General features: G+C 60.8%; 18 protein-coding genes. 4 read left to right on the top strand and 14 right to left on the bottom strand.

What is annotated here, in order from left to right; translation table 11 throughout:
* Positions 1-13: 13 nt before the first annotated feature.
* Both glpK and WNY61_RS14520 read left to right on the top strand, forming a co-directional pair.
* Positions 14-1,510 (top strand): glycerol kinase GlpK, encoded by a 1,497-nt coding sequence (gene glpK, locus WNY61_RS14525; RefSeq protein ID WP_342852129.1) that lies wholly within the window; start codon positions 14-16, stop codon positions 1,508-1,510.
* Complete coding sequence (locus WNY61_RS14520) at positions 1,474-2,646, top strand: iron-containing alcohol dehydrogenase (RefSeq protein WP_342852128.1); 1,173 nt, start codon at positions 1,474-1,476, stop codon at positions 2,644-2,646. Before glpK ends, WNY61_RS14520 begins: the two co-directional genes overlap by 37 nt.
* 35 nt (positions 2,647-2,681) lie before the next feature.
* On the opposite strand, the gene WNY61_RS14515 is transcribed toward WNY61_RS14520, so the two are convergent.
* From WNY61_RS14515 to WNY61_RS14485, 7 genes are all read right to left on the bottom strand, one after another.
* On the bottom strand, positions 2,682-4,076 hold the full coding sequence (locus WNY61_RS14515; RefSeq protein WP_342852127.1) for a M20 family metallopeptidase: 1,395 nt from the start codon (positions 4,074-4,076) through the stop codon (positions 2,682-2,684).
* Between the two features lie 2 nt (positions 4,077-4,078).
* Positions 4,079-5,662, bottom strand: a complete 1,584-nt coding sequence (locus WNY61_RS14510; protein WP_342852126.1) for a gamma-glutamyltransferase — start codon at positions 5,660-5,662, stop codon at positions 4,079-4,081.
* A 4-nt stretch (positions 5,663-5,666) separates the two neighbouring features.
* Positions 5,667-6,662, bottom strand: coding sequence for an oligopeptide/dipeptide ABC transporter ATP-binding protein (locus WNY61_RS14505; RefSeq protein ID WP_342852125.1), 996 nt, complete (start codon positions 6,660-6,662; stop codon positions 5,667-5,669).
* Positions 6,659-7,657, bottom strand: a complete 999-nt coding sequence (locus WNY61_RS14500; RefSeq protein WP_342852124.1) for an ABC transporter ATP-binding protein — start codon at positions 7,655-7,657, stop codon at positions 6,659-6,661. The genes WNY61_RS14505 and WNY61_RS14500 overlap by 4 nt, the downstream gene beginning before the upstream one ends.
* A 3-nt stretch (positions 7,658-7,660) precedes the next feature.
* Positions 7,661-8,563: an ABC transporter permease gene (locus tag WNY61_RS14495; protein ID WP_300053004.1), complete on the bottom strand. Its 903-nt coding sequence runs from the start codon at positions 8,561-8,563 to the stop codon at positions 7,661-7,663.
* Position 8,564: 1 nt separating this feature from the next.
* The gene (locus tag WNY61_RS14490) at positions 8,565-9,482 is read right to left on the bottom strand and encodes an ABC transporter permease (protein WP_040702053.1); all 918 of its coding nucleotides are present in this window, start codon (positions 9,480-9,482) and stop codon (positions 8,565-8,567) included.
* A gap of 114 nt (positions 9,483-9,596) precedes the next feature.
* On the bottom strand, positions 9,597-11,114 hold the full coding sequence (locus WNY61_RS14485; protein WP_342852123.1) for an ABC transporter substrate-binding protein: 1,518 nt from the start codon (positions 11,112-11,114) through the stop codon (positions 9,597-9,599).
* A gap of 165 nt (positions 11,115-11,279) precedes the next feature.
* On the opposite strand from WNY61_RS14485, the gene WNY61_RS14480 reads away from it, so the two are divergent.
* Positions 11,280-12,062 (top strand): IclR family transcriptional regulator, encoded by a 783-nt coding sequence (locus tag WNY61_RS14480; protein WP_342852122.1) that lies wholly within the window; start codon positions 11,280-11,282, stop codon positions 12,060-12,062.
* Between the two features lie 35 nt (positions 12,063-12,097).
* On the opposite strand, the gene WNY61_RS14475 is transcribed toward WNY61_RS14480, so the two are convergent.
* The 6 genes from WNY61_RS14475 to WNY61_RS14450 all read right to left on the bottom strand — a co-directional run bounded on the left by WNY61_RS14475 (position 12,098) and on the right by WNY61_RS14450 (position 18,461).
* Complete coding sequence (locus WNY61_RS14475; protein WP_342852121.1) at positions 12,098-14,161, bottom strand: catalase; 2,064 nt, start codon at positions 14,159-14,161, stop codon at positions 12,098-12,100.
* Positions 14,162-14,262: 101 nt separating this feature from the next.
* On the bottom strand, positions 14,263-15,306 hold the full coding sequence (locus WNY61_RS14470) for a glycosyltransferase (RefSeq protein ID WP_342852120.1): 1,044 nt from the start codon (positions 15,304-15,306) through the stop codon (positions 14,263-14,265).
* Positions 15,303-15,866: a class I SAM-dependent methyltransferase gene (locus WNY61_RS14465; protein ID WP_342852119.1), complete on the bottom strand. Its 564-nt coding sequence runs from the start codon at positions 15,864-15,866 to the stop codon at positions 15,303-15,305. The genes WNY61_RS14470 and WNY61_RS14465 overlap by 4 nt, the downstream gene beginning before the upstream one ends.
* On the bottom strand, positions 15,866-16,564 hold the full coding sequence (locus tag WNY61_RS14460) for a PIG-L deacetylase family protein (protein ID WP_342852118.1): 699 nt from the start codon (positions 16,562-16,564) through the stop codon (positions 15,866-15,868). Before WNY61_RS14460 ends, WNY61_RS14465 begins: the two co-directional genes overlap by 1 nt.
* Positions 16,561-17,649 (bottom strand): acyl-CoA dehydrogenase, encoded by a 1,089-nt coding sequence (locus tag WNY61_RS14455; RefSeq protein WP_342852117.1) that lies wholly within the window; start codon positions 17,647-17,649, stop codon positions 16,561-16,563. Before WNY61_RS14455 ends, WNY61_RS14460 begins: the two co-directional genes overlap by 4 nt.
* Positions 17,650-17,831: 182 nt before the next feature.
* Complete coding sequence (locus tag WNY61_RS14450) at positions 17,832-18,461, bottom strand: glutathione S-transferase N-terminal domain-containing protein (RefSeq protein WP_342852116.1); 630 nt, start codon at positions 18,459-18,461, stop codon at positions 17,832-17,834.
* A gap of 230 nt (positions 18,462-18,691) precedes the next feature.
* On the opposite strand from WNY61_RS14450, the gene WNY61_RS14445 reads away from it, so the two are divergent.
* Entirely contained in the window at positions 18,692-20,755 is a 2,064-nt protein-coding gene (locus WNY61_RS14445; RefSeq protein WP_342852115.1) for an NAD(+) synthase, read from the top strand.
* Positions 20,756-20,761: 6 nt separating this feature from the next.
* On the opposite strand, the gene WNY61_RS14440 is transcribed toward WNY61_RS14445, so the two are convergent.
* The gene (locus WNY61_RS14440; RefSeq protein ID WP_342852114.1) at positions 20,762-21,982 is read right to left on the bottom strand and encodes an MFS transporter; all 1,221 of its coding nucleotides are present in this window, start codon (positions 21,980-21,982) and stop codon (positions 20,762-20,764) included.
* Positions 21,983-22,054: the final 72 nt, after the last annotated feature.

The following is a 22,054-nucleotide window of genomic DNA, read 5'->3' as shown; positions in this document are numbered from 1 at the left end:
CGGGGGCTGCGCCATGACCCATATCCTCGCCATTGATCAAGGAACCACATCCTCGCGGGCGATCCTCTTTGACGGCAACATGTCGGTGACGGCTACGGCCCAAGAAGAATTCCCGCAGCATTTCCCCCGCTCCGGCTGGGTTGAGCATGATCCCGGCGATCTGTGGTCCACCACCGCGGGCACCTGCCGCGCGGTGATCGAAAAGGCTGGCCTGCGCCCCGATGACATCACCGCCATCGGCATCACGAACCAACGCGAGACGACGCTGGTCTGGGACGCAAAAACCGGCAAACCGGTCCACAACGCCATCGTTTGGCAAGACCGCCGCACCAGCGATTTCTGCCGCGAACTGCGCGAGCGGGGTGACGACAAGATCATCACCGAACGCACCGGCCTGCTGGCTGATCCCTATTTCTCTGGCACCAAGCTGAAGTGGATCCTCGACAACGTCGAAGGTGCCCGCGATCGGGCGCGGCGGGGCGAGCTGCTCTTCGGTACGGTCGACAGCTTCCTGATCTGGAAGCTCACCGGCGGCGCGCGCCATGTGACCGACGCCACCAACGCCGCGCGCACCATGCTCTATGACATTCACAAAGGCCGCTGGAGCACGACGATCTGCAAAATGTTCGACATTCCGGTCGAGATGCTCCCCGAGGTACAAGACTGCGCCGCCGATTTCGGCACCACGCGCCCCGATCTCTTTGGCCGCGAGATTCCCATCCTTGGCGTGGCGGGCGACCAGCAGGCCGCGACCATTGGCCAAGCCTGTTTCCAGCCCGGCATGATGAAATCGACCTACGGCACGGGCTGTTTTGCGCTGCTAAATACGGGTGAGACTGCGGTCACCTCTACCAATCGCCTGCTCACCACCATCGCCTATCAACTCGACGGCAAGCCGACCTACGCGCTCGAAGGGTCGATCTTTGTCGCCGGGGCCGTGGTGCAATGGTTGCGCGACGGGCTGAAAATGATCCGCGAAGCAAGCGAGACCCAAGGGCTGGCAGAACAGGCCGACCCGCATCAGAACGTGGTGCTGGTGCCTGCTTTCGTTGGCCTAGGTGCGCCTTACTGGAATGCGGAATGCCGGGGTGCGATCTATGGGCTGACGCGCAATTCCGGCCCCGCCGAATTGGCCCGTGCGGCGCTGGAAAGCGTCGGCTACCAAACCCGCGATTTGCTGGAGGCGATGCAGGCCGATTGGACAGCGCAAGGCCAATCGGGTGAAATCGCCACCCTGCGGGTTGACGGCGGGATGAGCGCCAGTGACTGGGCGATGCAGTTTCTCTCAGACGTTATCGGCGCTTCGGTCGACCGTCCTGATGTGCTGGAGACCACAGCACTCGGCGCGGCATGGTTGGCGGGGCAGCGGGCAGGGATTTACCCTGACATGGAAGGCTTCGCCCGCGAATGGGCGCTCGACCGGCGCTTTAAACCCCAGATGGATGAAGCCACGCGGGATGAGAAATACGGCGCATGGAAGCGCGCCGTGAACGCCACGTTGCAATTCTGATGGAGGTAATCGCGCCTTTCGGCTTCGCCACCGCCGGGCACATCCGCTTTGGCCGGGGTGTGGCAGGTGAAGCCGTTGATGCCGCGCGCGCCTATGGCAGCCGGGTGCTGATTGTGCGCGGTGGATCTGTCGCTTGGGTGGATGAGTTGAGCCGCGAGCTGACCGCAGCGGGATGTGACGTGACCGAGGTCCGCAGCAACGGCGAGCCCTCTGTCGACGATGTCCGCTCTGCCGCGGCGGCGAGACGGGGGGCGCAGGTGGTGCTGGGCGTCGGTGGCGGCGCGGTGATTGACCTTGCCAAAGCCGCAGCCGCGCTGATCCCTTCGGAATGCGACGTGATGGAACATCTCGAAATCGTGGGCGCCGGCAGGCCGTTACAGGCCGCCCCGCTGCCGATGATTGCCATCCCGACCACCGCAGGCACCGGCGCCGAGGTCACAAAAAACGCCGTGATCGCCGTGCCGGAGGCCGCACGAAAAGTAAGCCTGCGCGACGTGCGGATGCTGCCGCGTTTGGCCTTGGTTGACCCCGCCCTGACCGACGGGGCACCGCGCGGGGTGACATTGGGGTCTGGCCTCGACGCGCTGGTGCAGGTGATTGAGCCTTACCTTTCTAACAAAGCCAACCCGCTGAGTGATGCGCTTTGCCGCTCAGCAATCCCACAAGGGATCGCGGCCCTCAAACGTCTGGCAGAGGGCGAGGACAAAGCCGCGCGGGATGCGCTGGCCTATGTCAGTCTCTCGGGGGGGCTGGCGCTGGCCAATGCGGGGCTTGGCGCGGTGCATGGGCTGGCCGGAGTGATCGGTGGACGTTTCAACGCCCCGCACGGTCTGATCTGCGGGCGTCTGTTGGGGCCGGTGTTGGCGGCCAATAGCCGCGCGCTCGGCGCATCCGTGCGGTTTGCTGAGGTGCAAAGATGGCTGACAGAGGGCTTTGATCTGCCCAAGACCGATACTTTTGACGCCCTTGCGGCGCTGCTCGACGGCTGGGGGCTCGACCGTTTGAACCGCTGGATTCCCGAAGGGACGGACCTTGGCGAGACTGCGCATGAAGCGGCTATGTCTTCTTCTATGCGGGCGAACCCTTGCGTGCTCGGTCAAGACGCGCTCAAAAGCTGCATCCGCGCGGCACGGTAAGGCGCGCAAGGGCCACAGGCCCCTGCGCGTGTTTTTCATCCGGCGCGCGGCGGTGTTTTGCCTTCGCCCAAGTCCCAAAACACCCCGGCCATCACGCGCAGCGCGTCGCGGCAGACGGGTTTCAGCACATGTTCATCCGGCGCGTGTTGCGAGCAACTGCGGTAGGAATGCGGCACCCAGACCGTCGGCAGGCCGAGAATGTCACTGAAACTATCGTTGGGCAGTGACCCTGCAAGGTTCGGCAGGATATGCGGCGCTTTGCCTGCTGTCTCGGTCAAGGACTGGGCGACAAACTTCACCCAAGGGTGATCCGCATCCAGACGCGTTGCGCGAAAGAAGCCCCGGTCATGCGGCTCGATCCGTACGTCTTCAAACCCGTGTTTATCAAGGTGACGGCGCAGCGATGGCAGGATGTCTTCGGGATCGGTGCCGACCACATAGCGTAACTGGCAGGTGGCCGTTGCATGGGCCGAGATCGCGTTGACCGGCGCTTCGGGCACGCCGCTTTTCATCGCCAGTACGGCAAAGCTGTTCCAGCCATAGGCGCGCTCCACCGGGGTCAGGTCTTCTTCGCCCCAGTCCATATCGATGGCCGGGCCATCGTCGCTTTCAATCGGCAGGTCTTTTAGGGCTTCGCGGACCGAAGGTGTCAGGCTGTCAGGCCGCCATTCCGCGATCTGAATTTGCCCGCGTTTGTCGGTGATGGTCGACAGCGCCTGTGCCAAGATCATCGCTGGATCCGCTAGCAAACCACCCCAATTTCCCGAGTGGTGCGCGCCCTCGCGTTTCTCGACGATCAGGTCAAACGATACCCCACCGCGTGAACCCATGAACATCGTCGGCACATCGGGTTGCAGCCGCGGGCCATCGGAGGCGATGAGCACGTCTGCCGTCAGCTTCTCGCGATGCTCTGTAAAGAATTCTGGCAGGCCCGCGCTGCCGGTCTCTTCGCTCATTTCGATAACGATGCGGCAGTTGAAACCCAGCTTACCGCGCGTTTTTAGGACCGCTTCGATCGCTGCGATGTTGATCAGATGCTGGCCTTTATTGTCCGCTGTGCCACGGCCATAGAGCTTGTCGCCTTCCTCGACCAATTTGAAGGGATGCAGCCCTTCGCGCCACTGATCGGTCTGCGCGCGGATCACGTCGCCGTGGCCGTAGGTTAGCACGGTTGGCAGATCGTCACCTTCGCGGCGCTCGCCCACAAGGAATGGTCCGCCGCGCGGGTCGGGGTTGTCGTGAAAGCTGCAGGCAAAACCCATCGCGCTCAGGCGCGGCTCCATGGTCTCAATCAGGTAACGCTTGAGTTCAGGCGCTTGGTCTGGGTTCTGGCTTTCGGTCTCATAAGAGACGAGGTTGCCCAGTTCGGTTTGGAAAATACCCTCATCGAAATAGGTCGAGATCGCTTGGATCGCGCTGTCGCGGCTCATGGTCAAATGTCCTTTGTCAAATCTTCGGAAATGGCGTCGCCCCAGGGCGACATGATCTCGGTACAGCCCGAATTGCGCCCCGCGTCGCGCATCACGCCGGCAGGGCAGGCAAAGGCGTAAGGGAAGATGGTGCGTTTGGTTTCGGCGACGGTGTTGTCTTCGCGCAGGCGGTCCAGCACAGCGCATGGCAGGTCTTCGTCGGCGATAAGTTGATTGGCGTCCGAGGCGTCGATCCGGGGCGCGTGGAAGCTATCTTCCAACGACATATCGAAATCGGTCACGAAAGACGAAAGCTGCGCCACCGCACCGAGGATTTTGCGCCCGCCGGAGGCACCGAAGGCAAAGCGTTTATCACCCTGTTCGCCGACCACCGGGCAGACGTTCATCAGGCAGCGTTTGTTCGGGCCGAGCGAGTTTGGACGGCCCTGAACAGGGTCGAACCACATGATGCCGTTGTTCATCAAAAACCCGGACGAGGGGGAGACGACCCGCGAGCCAAAGATCGAAAGAAGCGTCTGGGTCTGCGCCACCATATTGCCGTGACGGTCGACGACCGAGAAATGCGTGGTGCAGCCCGGGGCCTCGGGGCTTTCGCCCGTGTCGCCCATTGACCCGAGCCGCCGCGCGTAGGCGCCTTTAAGGGCGTTGGCCATCGCGGCATAGCTGTCGGGACCGGGTGCGTTGCCCAAGGTTTCGGTCTCAAGCGAGGCGAAAGTATCGCGGAAAGTCGGCCCTGCGGTGAGGCCCGGCACAACGTGGAACCGCGCGTCGCGATAGGCAAAATCGAGCGGGGCGTGGAATTCGGCCCGGTAGGCGTTCAGGTCTTCGCGCGACAGGCTACCGCCTTTGTCCTGCACATCCTGCGCCATCGCCACACCGAGGTCACCGTCATAGAGCGCACGCGCCCCGTGTCGGGCGATCTGATCCAAGCTGTCGGCCATGCGCGACTGGTCCAGCCGCTTTTCTGCCAGTGCGGTCCAGCCGCTGATCGTCGGCCATTGACCATCTTCAAGAAAGAGCGCTGCGGCATCGGTATCTTTGGCCAATTCGCGCGTGCAAGATGCGATGACGAGCGCGGCGTACCAATCGACCAAAAGCCCCTTGCGCGCGTGGTCAATCGCAGGCGATAGCAGCTCACCCCATGGCATCTTGCCGAAACGCTCATGCGCTTGGCCTAACCCATCAACCACACCCGGCACCGCGATGGCAGTCGCACCCTGCACGTTGCGGTCGCCCTCGACATGTTCCCACGGAAAAAGATCGCCCGCCTTGCCGCGCCCGCTGAGCGGATAGTTCGCCGGGTCAAGCGCGCCGGGGCTGCGCATGCCGTGGTTCAACGCGTGGGCCTGACATTCTTCAGCGCGCCAGAGCATCATTGCCCCGCCCCCGGCAGGGCCGCTCATCCACGGCTCCAGCACCCCGATGACGAATGAGGTGGCCACGGCTGCGTCTACCGCGTCGCCCCCAGCCGCCAGTACTTCGGCCCCCGCGATTGCTGCAAGCCGGTGCTGGGCCGCAACGACGCCATGTTCGGTTTCGATGACGGTTTTGCGGGTTTGACTGCTGTGCGACAGGTTCGATGACATGGGATTACTCTTGCTCGTACATGGGGGTTTCCGGATCGTGCAGATGGCAGGCAACATGGCCCTCCGGGATCGGGATGTGGCGCGGCGCTTTTTGCTTGCAGAAATCCGTCGCGCGCGGGCAGCGCGGGTGGAAATGGCATCCCGGCGGCGGCGCGATGGGGTTGGGGTAGGCCATGCCAAGCTGCGTGTCCGGCACGCCCAAACCCGGCTCGGGCGTCAGGACCGATTTCAGCAGCGCCTGTGTGTAGGGGTGACGCGGGGCGTCGAAGAGCCCGGCAACCGAGTTCTGCTCGACGATCTCGCCCAGATACATCACTGCCACGCGGGTCGCGAGGTGCTCGACCACGGCGAGGTCATGGCTGATGAAAAGGTAGGTCAGGCCAAACTCTTCGCGCAGCTCACCCAATAGGTTGAGGATTTGGCTTTGTACTGAGACATCCAGCGCCGAGGTCGGCTCGTCGCAAATCACCACTTCGGGCTTCATGATGAGCGCGCGCGCAATGGCGACGCGCTGGCGTTGGCCGCCTGACATCTGGCTGGGATAGGTGTTCATCACGCGTTGCGGCAAGCCGACGACGTCGAGGATTTCCTTAACCTTTTTCTTGCGGCTGGCCTCATCCCCAATACCATGCACCCGCAACGGCAGAGAGATCACGTCATAGATGCTCTTGCGCGGGTTGAGCGAGGAATAAGGATCCTGAAAGATCGGCTGGATTCGTCGCGCCAGCGCTAGACGGCCCTGCTGCGTGATCTCTTCGCCGTCAATCTTAACGTGACCGGCGGTGGGTTGTTCCAGACCCAGCAGGATCTTGGCGAGGGTTGATTTACCGCAACCGCTCTCACCGACCAGCCCCAGCACTTCGCCGCGGCCCAGTTGCAGTGATACGTTGTTCACGGCTGTCAGCGGTTTGACCTTGCCAAACATGCCCTGTTTCACCCGGTAGGTTTTGCTGACGCCCGAAAGCTCCAGCACCGGGGGGGTGTTTACGCTGTCCTTCATACGGTCAGCTCCTTCTCGGAATGGCGTTTGCCATCGGGGAAAATGCAGCGGAAGGCGTGATTGCCGTCTTCTCTTTTCGGGATCTCGCCCCGGCATTCGGCCACCGCGTGCGGGCAACGGGTGCGGAAAACGCAGCCTTTGACCTCGCCCACCAGCGAGGGCACGATGCCCGGAATGGTCCCCAGCTTCGCACCGCGGTCGGTCTTGCCGGGCAGCGGGATACAGCGCAGAAGGCCGCGGGTGTAGGGATGCGAAGGCGCGTTGAAGATGTCGGCCACCGGGCCAGTCTCAACCAACTCGCCCGCGTACATCACCGCGACCTTGTCGGCCACGCGCGCCACGACGCCGAGGTCATGGGTGATCAGGATCACGGCCATGTTCATCTCGCGCCCCAGATCGTGCAGCAGCCGCAGGATCTGCGCTTGGATCGTCACATCGAGCGCGGTTGTCGGCTCGTCCGCGATGATTAGTTCCGGCTCGCACATCAGCGCCATCGCAATCATTACACGCTGGCGCAGACCGCCTGATAGCTGGTGCGGATACTGCGATAGACGGCTTTCGGCAGCGGTGATGCCGACTTTCTCTAGCAGTTCAATCGCCCGGTCCCGCGCTTGCTGGCGGCTGACTTTGCGGTGCAGCAGCAGCGCCTCGGCCAGCTGATCGCCGATCGTATAGGCCGGGTTGAGCGAGGTCATCGGCTCTTGGAAAATCATCGCCATCCGCGCGCCGCGCAGTTTGCGCATCTGGCTTTGGCTGGCGGTGGTCAACTCAGTCCCGTCAAAGGTCATCCGATCCGCGCGGCGGTAGATGGATTTGCCCAACAGCCCCATCAACGCCAGCGAGGTCAGGGATTTCCCCGAGCCGCTTTCCCCCACGATGCACAGGGTTTCGCCACGGTTGAGATCAAAGTCGATCCCACGCACCGCATGCAGGGTGCCGCTGCCCGTGGGAATGTCGAGCCGCAGGTTGCGGACACTCAAAAGAGGTTCTGTCATGGGTCAGCTCCGGTTTTCGGGGGCGGTCACGTCGCGCAGACCATCGCCCATCAGGTTGATCGCCAGCACCAGCACGAAAAGAACAGCACCGGGGATCAGGACGAGCCATGGCTCGAACAGCATCATGTTTTTGCCTTCAGAGACCATAAGTCCCCAGCTGGGCGTCGGCGGTTGCACCCCAAGGCCAAGGAAGGACAGCGCCGCTTCGAGCAAGATCGCATGGGCCATTTCCAGCGTCACGACGACGATCAGGTTGTTGGCGATGTTCGGCATAATCTCGGACAGCAGGATGCGCGGGGTGGAGGCACCGATGACCTGTGCTGCCGCAACATACTCGCGCCGCCGGACCTGCATGGTCGAGGCGCGCATCACCACGGCGAAGCGGTCCCAGAGCAGCAGACCAAGAACGCCGATCACGACCTGAAGCGAGCCGCCAAGGATCGCCACAACCGCGAGGGCGACCAGCACCACGGGCATCGCCAAACGCACGTTGATGAGGAAGGTCACGACCGCATCGACCTTGCCACCGAAGTAGCCCGCAGCCACGCCCATGGCCGTGCCGATCACGCCAGAGATCAGCGCCGCCACGGCCCCGATCAACAGCGATATCCGTGCGCCATAGATCAGGCGTGACAGGTAATCGCGACCAAGGTGGTCGGTACCCAAAGGATGCTCCCAATCGCCGCCGAGGAACACAGGCGGCTCCATCCGGGTCATCAGGCTTTGTGCATAGGGGTCATGTGGTGCGATCCATGGGGCGAGGATCGCGATGATCGTAAGGATCACGAGGACAATCGCCCCGATCAGCAAACCCTGATGCCCAAAGACGCGCTTGCGCAGCATCTGGCCGGGGGTCGGGCCGGTGATTTCGTCCAAAAGGCTGTCATGTGTACCAGCGGTGATCATGTCAGCTGCTCCTCATGCGGGGGTCGAGCCATGCGTTGAGCACGTCTGCGAGGAAGGTGAATACGATGTAGAACATCGAGAAAATCAGGATCAGCGCCTGCACGGTGGGCAGGTCATTTCGCGCGATGCTTTCCCAAGCGAGATAGCCCGCGCCATGCAGGGCAAAGATCGATTCAACCACGATGGAGCCGCCCAGCATGAAGCCCATTTGCACGGCAGCAAGGCTCACCACTGGGATGATTGCATTGCGCAGCGCGTGACGGAACAGAACGCGGGTCTCGTTTGCGCCCTTGGCCCTCGCGGTGCGGATGTAGTCAGAGTTCAGAACATCCAGCATGCCTGCACGGGTCAGGCGCATGATCGCGGGCATCGCGTAATATCCCAGTACGATGGTCGGTAGAATGAAATGACGCCAAGTCTCGGTGCCCGATGGCGGTAGCCAGCCCAGTTGGATGGCAAAGACAACAATCAGGATCAAACCGAACCAAAAGCTTGGCATCGCTTGCCCGGCGACCGAGATGAACAGCGCCACACGGTCAATGATTGAATTGGGGCGGATCGCGGCGACCACGCCAAGCGGCACGGCAGTCAGCAGCGCGAAGGTAATGCCGCAAACGCCCAGTATCATGGTGACACTGAGACGGTCGGCAATGAGCGAGGCAACCGGCAGGCGAAAATAGTAGCTTTCGCCAAAATCGCCCTGAATGGCCGAGAACAGCCATTCGCCGTATTGTACCAGCATCGGACGGTCAAAACCGTAGAGGCGGCGCAGAGCCTCGACATCTTCGCCACTGGCGGTTTCGCCCGCAAGTGCGGCGGCGGGGTCGCCCGACAGGAACAGCAGGCTAAAGCTGATAAACGACACAGTGAAGGCCACGAGAATGGCCAATCCCAATCGTTTGAGAATGAATTGAAGCACGGGTGCAACTACCTTGAGGCTGCGCCGCAGGCGGATGGCCTGCTGCGTGGGTCTGGGTGGGGTGCGGAAAAAAGCAGGGCAGGGACACCGATCACGGCGCCCCTGCCGTTTGGTTTACTTCCAGCTAACCGTGGTGAAGCGCAGAACTTCGTCGGCTGTGGGCGTGTATTCCACCTCGTTGGTGGTCACGTAGTTGGTGTTGTAGGAGAACATCGGCGCCCAATAGGCTTCCTCGGTGATGCGTTCGATCGCCTTGGAGTAGTTCTCTTTGCGCACGGCCTCATCGGTCGAGCTGTCGGCGATGTTGAGGTATTCTAGCGTCTCGTCGTCCATCGCATAGTCGAGCGAGCCATGCTTGAAGAACTGGCTGACCATCGCGGAGGCGTCGTTGATCGAGTAACTGCCCCATGTCTGGAAGGAGATCGGCGTCTCGCCCTTCATGTTCAACTCGCGCAGGGCGGAATACTGCAGCATCTTGAAGTTGGTATCGATGCCGACGGCGTTCAGGTAGCTGGTGATCGCTTCGGCGTATTCGCGGTCGCGGTAAGCGTAGAAATCAACCGAGAACCCGTCTTCAAAACCCGCTTCGGCCAGCAGTTCCTTAGCTTTCTCGGGGTTGTATTCATATTCTACCGCGGCTTCTTCGTCGCAGCCGAACTGGCTGGGGAAACAAGGCGTATAGACGACTTTGGACTTGCCCTTGAGCAATGCGTCGACGAGCTCCTGACGGTTGATCGCGTGGTTCACCGCCTTGCGTACGCGCACGTCGGAGAAGGGGCTGTCCTCGGACCGGCCTGCGGCGTCCATCGCCAGATAGCCAACACGCATGGTGGATTCGTTGGAGACCTGAAACTCGTCCCGCTCGGCCAGCTTTTCGGCTTGGTCCGAAGGCACCTGCCAGATCAGATCGAGCGATCCGCTGAACAGTTCAGCCATCTGCGTGTTCACATCCGGGATGGTGCGGATGTCGACGTTTTTGATGCTGGGCTTGCCTTTGGGGCTGTCGTGGTAGCCTTCATAAGCTTCCAGTTTGAAGTGCTGGCCGGGGACGACTTCGGTCACTTTGTAAGGGCCGGTGCCGACGGGTTTCAGGCCCATACCTTCTGGGCCGGCTTCTTCGTAGTAGTCGCTGGGGTACATCGACACGGGGCCGGAGAGGAATTCGATGGCCGCCGGGAATTTCTCTTTCAGCATGATGCGGACGGTGTAATCGTCGATCTTCTCGGCCGACTTCATCCAGTTCACGTTGCGCTGCGTTTTCACGCCGTTGGCCTCATCGGCCACGTAGTTGACGGTGAACACCACATCATCGGCGGTGAAGTCGGAGCCGTCGTGGAATTTCACACCTTCGCGCAGTTTGAATTCGATGGTCGTGTCGTCGATCCATTCCCATTCGGTGGCGAGGTTGCCGATGTATTCGTTGCTGACCGGATCGCGGTAGATCAAACCGTCCCAAACCGCGCGCTGCAGCACAACGCCTTCGCGGGATGAGTTGAAGTAGCTGTCGACGTTCTCAAGCTCTTTGGTGAAGGCAACGTTCAGCGTGTCGTCTGCCTTGTCCGCCCAAGCAGCACCCGTGGCGGCGGCAAGGACAAGCCCGGTAATGGTAGATTTCAGGACCGTGGATTTCATGGTCAACTCCCCTGTTGGTTTACGAATTTAGTTCCGTATCGTTTTTGACTTGCGAAGCGTATCATATAATAATACTTGATATCGCTATACGATTAGTAAACGCAATCCGTTCGGTATACGTCAAGCCCCGGTTTGATATTTTGGGCTAACTTTCGGGGTAGGTGATTGGAAAAGAAGCAAAATACGCTCTATGTTGGGTCACTCGCCAAGGGGCTGCGATTGCTCCGCGCCTTTGATGAATCGCATACGGAATTGTCCCTTGTGGCGCTTGCAGAGCGCAGCGGGCTGGACAAAAGTGCGGTGCAACGTCTTGCAAATACGCTGCATATCGAAGGGATGCTCGACAAAGATCCGGTGACCCGGCGTTTTCGTCCGTCCCATGCGTGGCTGGAGCTGGCCTACGCCTATTACTGGTCGGATCAACTGGTTGGGCAGGCGATTCCCAAGCTGATCGACCTCAGTCAAGAGATTGGCGAGACGGTCAATCTGGCCGAGCTTTCCAGGGACCATATCATCTATGTTAGCCGCTTGCCCTGCCAACGGACATATTTCGCGGCCACGGTCATTGGGCGGCGGCTGCCTGCGCTATCAACCTCAGCAGGCCGCGCGATCATCTCAACTTTTTCACCTGAGGATCGGGAAGAGGCGATTGAGACTTGGCCGCTTAAACCCTTTACCGCGCGCACCACTTTGGACCGCGCGACAATCCGCACCAGCATCAATGAGGCGGTGCAGCAGGGCCATGCGATTTCCAGCGATCAAATGATCCTGTCAGAGATCGGCGTGGCCTGCCCGATCATCGGCCCCGATGGGCGTGCCTTTGCGGCGGTGCAATGTTCGGTCTCAGCCCATACATGGACGCGTGAGCGGATCAGGGCGGAGATCCTGCCACGGCTGCAAGACACCGCGAACGCCATCTCGCCCTCGTCACAGGTGCACCGACGTTAAATAGCCGGGGCGTTGCGGCCCCGGCCAATGATTTCTTATTCCCAGTTCAGCTTTTCTTCGCGCTCCCAGAACCGCAGCTTGCGGCAGGACTTCAGAAAATCGCCGGCATTGTCGGCGGTGATCTCCGTGGTGCCCTCGTCCTTCTCAACACCGGCGGCCTTGAGCAGCGGATCGGCGGCCTTTGTCCACGCGATGAACTTGTTATGCGCGAAAGCGTCCGAGACGAAATCCTGCGAGGGTTTGTTCTTGGCGATCCTGTCGGCTTTCTCGTCGCCAAAGACCAGTGCCACGGCATCAAACACAACCGACGGCCCACCGTCGATCTTTTCATCCCCCGCGCGGGTGCTGCCGTCCGACAGGGTGACCCCTTGAATATGAGGTGTGACGATGGCTACCATCGCACCTTCATCCTTAAAAGTTTGCTCAAGCGCTTCCACAACAGATGCATCGGCACCATCCGTCAAGTAGAGCCCCAGCTTACGCCCCGCAAAAGTGTTCGGCGGGTTCTTAAGAATGCTCAACGCGTCGGATGCAGGCAGATCGGTGATCGGCGCGCGGGCAGGGGTCGCAGGTTCGGGCATCTCGGTTACACCGAGACCGTTGGCGACTTGTTTCGCCAAATCATCGTGCACGTTCATCAAGTGCGACAGCATCCGCAAGCGAATACGCTCCTCCTGACACTTGGACAGCTCGAACGTATAGGCCGCTGCGATATGCTGCTGTTCAATCTTGGTCTGGCTGATGTAGAACTGTCGCGCTTGGCTGTAGTGGTCGGCGAATGTCTCTGACCGCACGCGCTGTTTGGTGCCACTGACTTCTTCCGCGTAGCTTTTGAATCCAATCTCCGGGTTCTCACGCGGGCCGCCATCGTCGCCCCAGCTGTTCGGCTCATAGTTCACCCGACCTTTGGGATTGTGCATCGCCATATGGCCGTCTTGCTGGAAGTTGTGGAACGGGCATTTCGGCGCGTTGATCGGGATATGGGTAAAGTTCGGCCCGCCGAGGCGTTTGATCTGCGTGTCGAGGTAGGAGAAGTTTCTTCCTTGCAGCAGCGGGTCGTTGGTGTGGTCGATCCCGCGCACGATGTTCTGGGTGCAGAAGGCGACCTGCTCCGTCTCGGCAAAGAAGTTGTCGACGTTGGCATCCAGTGTCAGCGTGCCGATGATGCGCACCGGCACCTGTTCTTCGGGGATTAGCTTGGTCGCATCCAGGATGTCGAACTCAAAGTTGTCAGCAAACTCATCGTCAAAGACCTGAATGCCCAGATCCCACTGCGGGAAATCGCCCGCGTCGATGGCATCCCACATGTCGCGGCGGTGGAAGTCCGGGTCCGCGCCATTGATCTTGAGCGCCTCGTTCCAGACGACCGATTGCACGCCCTGCTTGGGCTTCCAATGGAACTTAACGTAATGGGATTTGCCCTCAGCGTTGACCAACCGGAAGGTATGCACGCCGAAGCCTTCCATGAAACGGAAGGAGCGCGGGATCGCCCGGTCGGACATCTGCCAAACCGTCATGTGGATCGCTTCGGGCGAGAGCGAGATGAAGTCCCAAAAGTTGTCATGCGCCGATTGCGCCTGTGGGAAGCCCCGGTCGGGGGCGGCTTTGACGGAGTGGACGAGATCGGGGAATTTGATCGCATCTTGGATGAAGAACACAGGGATGTTGTTACCAACCAAATCCCAGTTGCCCTCTTTGGTGTAGAATTTGGTCGCAAAGCCACGCACGTCACGGGCCAGATCGAAGGACCCTTTGTTGCCCGCCACGGTCGAGAAACGGGTGAATGTCGGGGTTTTCTCGCCCACACGCTGGAAAATGTCAGCGGCAGAGAGGTCGGGGATCGCCTCGGTCAGCTCAAAGTGCCCATGCACCCCGTAGCCGCGCGCGTGGACGACGCGCTCTGGAATGCGCTCGTGGTCAAAATGGAACATCTTCTCGCGAAAAATGTGATCTTCCATCAAGACCGGCCCGCGCGGGCCCGCTTTGAGCGAGTTCTGATCATCCGCGATCGGACCGCCCTGCGCGGTCGTCATCGTCTTTTCGCGGTCCGTGGTTTGCTGGCGGGGTTCGCCGCCTTTGCCAAGTTCTTTATCTGTCATGATCTTTCTCCACAGCGCCCCCGGACTATGATCGGGAGGATTTGTTGCAAATTCGCGGTGGGCCAACTGGCCCTTTCAGGGTGGGGCGCAATTGCCCAGCCCTACGAGAGTTCAACCGCCTGGAGGGCGGCGGGTTCCCAAGCGTTCGTGACCGGGCTCCGAAACTTCTCCCCGGACCAGAATTTGGACGGCACGGTATGTGCGGCCCGGTCAAACGCGCCGTCTTGTCCGTTAAGGAACGCCGACAGAACCGAAATGTGCGCAGGCAGATCGCGAACCGATACACGCTCAACAGATGGCACCTCCGGCGGCCAGCACCCCATCACGCCACGGCGCTGCTGATCGATCAAGAATGCCGCATTCGGCAAGCAGTCATCGGCCAGATAATCCGCCCCGGCTAATCTGGTGCGCAAAGTATCCGCCATACCGCCGTCAGCCCGCCCGACAAGACGGCAGGAGGCTTCGATCCAGATATCATCTACATGCCGAACTTTTTTGCCAAACTCTCTCAACGTACGGATGATTTGGCGGTCTTCGGCGCAGGGGATCGGGGCAAAGCCACCGACGGATTCATAGGCATCCCGGGTGAAACCAAGGCTGGCGCCGGGGGCGCCACCGTGGCTGCCGCGAAGATCAGCGCAATTCGGGGCATGGCGGGCATAGAGCTCAAGCACCAGGGCGCGGTAAGCTGTTTCATAGTCGTGCAAACTGGGGTCTAAACTGGCCAAGCAATCGGCCTCAGCAGGGTTTAGCGTGACCTTTCCGCAAACCGCATCAACGTCTTGCAGGTGATGGATGCTTTGGGCAACCCAGTCGGGGCTTACTTGACAATCGGCGTCGGTCGTCAAGATATGACGCAGATGGGGCATCTGCTCAAGCGCAAGGGCACAGCCCCGCTGCCGCGCCGCCCCGACCCCCATCCCGGGGGCAAGGGTGATATCGAGCACGGTTAGGTCGATGTGGTGCTGCCTCGCTGTGAACTGCGCAATTGCGGCAGTGTCATCATCGGTATTATTGACCACAACCACGACCCGGACCCGTTCGTTACACTGTGGGGCGAGGGCGGTGAGACAGGCCGCAATCCGCTCCGCCTCATTTCTCGCGGGGATGATGACCGCGGTGTCCTTGCAGCGCTCGAAACTCATGTGCTCCCTCCCGGCAGCGCGCGGTCTATCCGGTAGTCGTCGGTCTGGGTCACGCAGGTGAAATCTTGTGTGGTGAGGGTCTGTGCAAAGCCTTGCAACGCCTCCTCTCCCTCAAGTGGATTTCCGGTAGGGCCGCGCCACGTCACGCAGATGATCTCGGCCTGCGGCCACCGTGTCGCAATGTCTGTCGCCAGCTGTTCCAAGCCCGCGTGATCCAGAAAATAAAGTACCTCTGACAAGATCAGCAGATCAAAATCGCCTTCGGGCAGAGGGCCGGGGTAGAAGCCTTGAACAAAGCGCCCTTGTGGTACGGTCTGCCGCGCGGCGCGTAGCGCGGTCGCCACAGCGTCCATCCCAGTATAGCGCGCGCAAATATCGATCAGATGCCGCGCCAACTGGCCGTTGCCGCACCCCAATTCAAAGGCACTGCGATAGCCGCTTTGCGAAAGCGCCGCGCGGGTTGCTTTGAATTTTGCCTGCTCATAAGCGCTGTGCTCAAACCCCCAAGGATCGCTGGTCTGCGCGTAGAGCCCTTGCAAATGATCCAATCCAACGCCCATCACGGCATCCTCCAGAAAATCTCATCTTCCTGCGCGAACAGCTCGACCATGGGTTCAGGCAGGACAAAGCCCTCAGGATCATCTTGCACGACCTGACCAAGCTGACTGCGATGCGCCCGGATGGCGTTGATCTTGGCGTCGCGGAAAGAGGAAGTGTCGAGCAGAACCGGGTCATATGGCGCGGTGTTTTGCGCAAACTGGGGGTCGTCCCAACGGCTCCAAACCGGGTAGTTGTAGAAATGCAGGTCAGGCCGTGTGTCGCGCAAGGCGTCAGCGAGTTGTGCGGTGCTCTGGTGATCGCAGTGTTTGTCTTCGCGCGCCGGGACAAAGATATGGCGTATGTTTTGCGCGTCAATCACGTCGGTAAGCGACGCCAATACCTCGGACGTCGCAACTTCATGCATCCGGCTGTCAGGCAGGCCAAGCCAAGTCAGGTCTTCAGCCTTGCCGCCCAAAATATTAAGCGCTGCAAGCAACTCCGCGCGGCGTGTCTCGGCCAAGCGGGCAGGGGGCCAGTCGCGAGAGGCAGGGTGGCTGGCGCTGCCATCTGTCACGCAAACCACATGCGCGCCCGCCGCCGAAAAAGCACGGGCCAAGAGGCCACCGCAGGCAAGGGTTTCGTCATCAGGATGCGGGGCCAGAACAGCAATCTTTTCCCTGCCAGAAAGGGCGTCGAGAAGGCGGGCATTCCCACTCATCCGAAGACACCCCAGACCGTTTCATGAGAGGATAAGGCTTGGCGCGCGGCGCGTTGTAGAAACGCATCCCGCGCGGCTTGGCGCAGATAGACCGACAGATCGCGCGCCATCCGCCCGGTTTCGGAGGTTGCCGCGAAATGCCGCAAACCAAGGCTTTGCTCCACTGCCTTGATCGCATCAAGGGCGACTTCCTCGGTATAAATCCGCGCGGCGATCGACGTGCTGACGATGGTCTCGGGTTGCACATCATCTACGCTGGCCAGTGCGGCGCGTTCGACCAAGGCCATCCCGGCCCAGATACGCATCAACACCTGCATAAGCCGCGCCAATTGGGCGTCGGTCTCTAAACGGTCCATCGCGCGGAGGGCTGTTGCTGCCGTGTCGATAAGACCTGCCGCCGCTCCGGCCTGAAGGGCGGCAATCCGCCAGACCCCGCCAACAAAATGCGGCTCGTTCAAATAATCACCCGGCGCGCCGATCAGGTGCGTCTCTTGCGCGGGCATGCCAGAAAAATCGAACCGGCCCGACGCCGTGGCGCGCATGCCCAGCATGTCCCACTGCGATGCATCCCCACGTTTCGGGTCGGTAACCTCTACCAGCGCAAGCTGAACCTTAGGGCCAGAATTCAACGTAATAAGCGCATGCGTGACGGTGCCCAGACCAGAGGCGAAAATCTTTTCACCCTGCAAGATATCTGCTTCAGAAGTGGCGGCTGTGCCCCCATCGGCCCCCCAAACCCCGAAGAGGCCGCCTTGCTCAATCACCTGTTCCGCGTGTTGAATTTGCACCTTGGTGCCATACAGACGAACGAGCCGTAGGGCGTTTACATGCCCTTCCCACAACCGTCCCACGCTAAGATTGGCAGCGCCGATCTGCATCAAGGCACGAGCGGTCCGCAGCGGCGACGCGGCGCCGTCCTCAAACATCAGCCCGGCGTCACGAAGGATGTCGATGGATGCAGCGATCGGTCTCTCACCGCTTTCCTCGGCAGGGGCCGCGACGCGCAGGGCTTGCCGGGCGGCATCGGAAAGGGCGTCAATCTGAGGGGCGGGCGGAAGGGGATCGAAACGTGGGGCACTGTTCATGGCAGCGTCCGAATGTCGGTACAGGTTGCTACCATCAAATCAAGTGTCACGATTCACTCCCCATATATAGAACGGGGCAGACCGCGCGAACGGCGGCACTGCCCATGCAAGTGCAACCGTTCAGTTTGGTAGTTGGTTCCCGCAAGCGGCACTGTCGCGCAAACGGCGGGGCCTTTGGCAGGTTACCCTTCGGGAATATCGCCCATCACTTTGGGCACGTGATAGCCTTTTCGCACTGCGTCACGCGCCCGCAGGCGTTGGTACCACGCGCGCACGTTCGGATAGTCGGCAAGGTCGATCTGCTGCCATTCATAGCGCGAGACCCAAGGCCAGCAGGCCATATCGGCGATAGAGTATTCGCCGCAGATATGGTCACGCCCCTCCAGTTGTTTGTCGAGCACGGCGTAGAGACGTTTGACCTCAGCGCTGAACCGCTCTTCTGCATAGGCGGCTTTGCCGGGGTTAAAGTGCAAGAAATGGTGCGCCTGCCCGGCCATGGGGCCGAAACCGCCCATTTGCCACATGAGCCATTGCATCACTTCGGCCCGCGCCGCCTGACCTTCGGGCAAGAAGCGGCCATGTTTCTCGGCCAGATACCACATGATCGCGCCGGATTCCATCAAGCTGACCCCGGTCTCATGGTCGACGATGGCGGGGATTTTGTTGTTGGGGCTGATCTTTAGAAACTCGGGTGTGTGTTGTTCGTCTTTGCCGATGTTGATGGCATGCACGTTATAGTCGATCCCAAGCTCTTCGAGCAGGATCGAGACCTTGCGGCCGTTTGGGGTGGTCCATGTATAAAGGTCGATCATCGCTATTGGTCCCGTCTATGGATGCGCGCGTATTGATTTCTTGCAATGTTAAGCAGGCGCGCGAGGGTGGGTCAATGTGCAGTCCGATCCGACGCCCCGCGTGAACACCAAAGAGAAACCCATGCATTTTGCGCTTGCACGCGAAGGGTGTAACAAGGTTCATCGGGTCAATCTGCCGCGCCATGATCCGAGAACGCGGCCTGACATACGATATTGAAGGAAACCTTGACGTGAGCACGAGCCAAGCCGACGCCTTTACCGCCTACCACCGTCATGGCTTTGTCCGCGTGGCCACCTGCACGCCGCGGGTGCGGCCTGCCGATGTGGCGTTCAACCGCGATAGTCTGCTGGAGGAAATGCGCCGTGCCGACACGGCCCGCGTTGATCTGCTGGTCTGCCCTGAACTGTCGCTTTCCTCTTATGCGATTGACGATTTGCACATGCAGGACGCGCTGTTGAATGCTGTTGAAGAGGCGCTTGGCATTTTAATTGAGGCTAGCGCCGAGATGACACCGGTGGTCCTACTCGGTGCGCCGTTGCGGCGCGAGGGGCGGCTTTATAACTGTGCCATCGCGATCTCACGCGGGCAGGTGTTGGGGGTGGTGCCAAAATCCTACCTGCCGAACTACCGCGAGTTCTATGAGAAACGCTGGTTTGCCCATGGCCGTGACACCAGCGGAGAGATCACTGTCGCGGGGCGTCGCGTACCCTTTGGCGATGATCTGATTTTCGAGGCAACGGATCTTCCCGGCCTGATCTTTCATACCGAGATCTGCGAAGACCTTTGGACGCCTGCACCGCCGTCGGCTGATGCGGCCCTTGGAGGGGCGTTGATCCTTGCCAACCTTTCGGCGTCCAATATCGTGATTGGCAAATCGTCAGACCGCCATCTGCTCTGCCGGTCGCAATCCATGCGCGCCTTTGCGGCCTATGTCTATTCCGCCGCCGGGCCGGGTGAGAGCACGACTGATCTGGCCTGGGACGGGCAGGGTATGATCCACGAATTGGGCGATCTGCTGGCGGAATCCACCCGCTTCCCATTGGAGCCGGAATTGACCATCGCCGATGTAGACTGTGGACGCATCCAGTCGGAACGGATGCGAACGGGCAGTTTCCATGACGCCGCACGGCACCGCGCGCCCACGTTCCGCCGCGTGACCTTCACCCATCAGCCGCATTATGAAAACGTGGGCCTGCAACGCCCGGTGCGCCGTTTTCCCTATGTGCCGAACCGCGAAAGCCATCTGGATCAAGATTGCTATGAGGCGTTCAACATCCAGGTCGAAGGCCTGCGCCGCCGGTTTGAGGCAACCAAGAGCAAGACCATGGTCATCGGCATTTCTGGCGGGCTCGATTCCACCCATGCGCTGATCGTGGCGGCCAAGGCCTGTGATCGCATGGGCCTGCCACGTGACCGTATTTTGGGGTTCACCATGCCCGGCTTTGCGACTTCCGATGACACCAAGTCCAACGCTTGGAAACTGATGCGCGTCATGGGCATCACCGCCGATGAGATCGACATCCGCCCCGCCGCGCGGCAGATGCTGGGCGACATGGATCACCCCTTCTCGGACGGTGAGCCTGTCTATGACATCACCTTCGAGAACGTGCAGGCCGGGCTTCGGACTGATTACCTGTTCCGGCTTGCCAATCAGCGGCAGGGGTTTGTGATCGGTACCGGCGATTTGAGCGAGCTGGCGCTTGGCTGGTGTACCTATGGCGTCGGCGATCAGATGAGCCACTATGCCGTGAACACCGGCGTGCCCAAGACGTTGATCCAATATCTGATCCGATGGGCCACCCGCACAGGTCAGTTCGACGCTGATACCGATAAGGTGCTCGAAGCCATTCTGGAGACCGAGATTTCGCCCGAATTGGTGCCTGCAGGTGAGGGTGAAGAGATCCAAAGCACCGAGGCGATGATCGGGCCCTATGAGTTGAACGATTTTTTCCTCTACCACACAATGCGCTATGGGCTGTCGCCGTCAAAGGTGGCGTTCCTCGCATGGCACGCTTGGCATGATATCGAACAGGGCCGCTGGCCGGATGGTTTTCCGCAGGCCAAGCGAAATGCGTATGACCTGCAAACCATCCGCCATTGGCTTGAAAAATTTCTGCACCGCTTCTTTGCCACCAGCCAGTTCAAACGCTCGGCTCTGCCCAATGGGCCAAAGGTCAGTGCAGGAGGCGCGCTGTCGCCGCGCGGCGATTGGCGTGCGCCCTCAGACGGTGTGGCGACCCCGTGGTTGGACGAATTGCGTAGCAACGTGCCAGAGGCATGGCCCGAGGGCTAAGCCGCCCTATTCCTCGCGGCTCAACTTGCCCTCAACAAAGTTCGGAGTAAGCGGCGGTGCGGCATGGCGCTCTTGTGTCTCAGGGTCGCTGCGCAGATGCATCCGCAGCAGCCCCCAAGCGACAATCGCAAGCTGGAACGCGCCAAGGGCCAGTGGCAGGCCGCGCGGCCCCATCAGGTCAAGCAGCAGGCCCGCCACCAGCGGCCCGATGGCGGCCCCGATACCTTGCATCAGCACCAACCCGCCCGACACGGCCACCACCGCCGTCCCCGGCGCGCGGTCGTTGACATGGGCAATAACGATGGATTGCGCGGGCAGCACCAGCCCGCCAATGGCAAAGCCCAAAAGCAGCAACCCCGTCCCCGACGGCGCGGGGATTGGCAGGGTCAGCATCATCAACGCGCCGCCCGCGGCGGCCAGCCCAATGCCCAAACCGCGACGACTCATCCGATCAGAAATCCAGCCGAGCGGAAACTGCAGCACCAACCCGCCAATGGTGAAGGCGGCGATCAGCAGCGCGATGCGCGATTGGGCATAGCCCATGTCCTGCGCAAACAGCGGGGCCAACCCGTAGAACGTGCCGATGGACGCGCCGACCAGCCCTGCACTGACGGCGCCATAGGGCGAAAGCCCCCAGAGACGGCGCAGCGACGGCGGCTCTTGCGCGTCCTCAGATCTCGGCCCCTCCACCCGGCTAAGAGAGATCGGTACCAGCGCGAGCGACATGACGATTGAGACGAGCACAAAGAGAATAAATTCAGCCGGATCCCCGAGATTGAGCAGGAACTGCCCCGCAGCACCCGAGGCCATGCCGACCATCCCATAGACCGCCAACAACTTGCCCCGCTGCGCCGAACTGACCGAAGCATTGAGCCAACTTTCCGTCACGATGATCAACCCGGCAAAGGCAAAGCCGGTAAGGCAACGCACCCCGATCCAAACCCAAGGGTCAATAAAGGCGATATGCATCAGCGCGGCCGCCGAGGCGACGGAGGCGAGGGCGGCGAAGGTCCGGATATGCCCCACACCACTGATCAGCCGCGGTGCCACAAAAGACCCAAGGCTCAGACCCGCGAAAAAGCCCGACATGATCAGGCCGGTGGTCACCCCACCAAACCCTTCAAGCCCCGCGCGGATGGCTAAAAGCGTGCCCTGCAACCCATTGCTCATTTGCAAAAGTGAAAAGCCGAGTAACAGTGTTACCAGTGGCATAACAGTTGCGCGCATGATGTCCCCTTGGTCTTAAATCCGGTCTCGGTACAGGGTTACGTGACCTAATGGTCCCAAAATATGTGCGGC

The organism is Sulfitobacter sp. AS92, assembly GCF_038900015.1.
In the GTDB taxonomy this organism is placed as follows: Bacteria; Pseudomonadota; Alphaproteobacteria; order Rhodobacterales; family Rhodobacteraceae; genus Sulfitobacter.
This window is presented reverse-complemented; position numbering and strand designations above follow the sequence as displayed.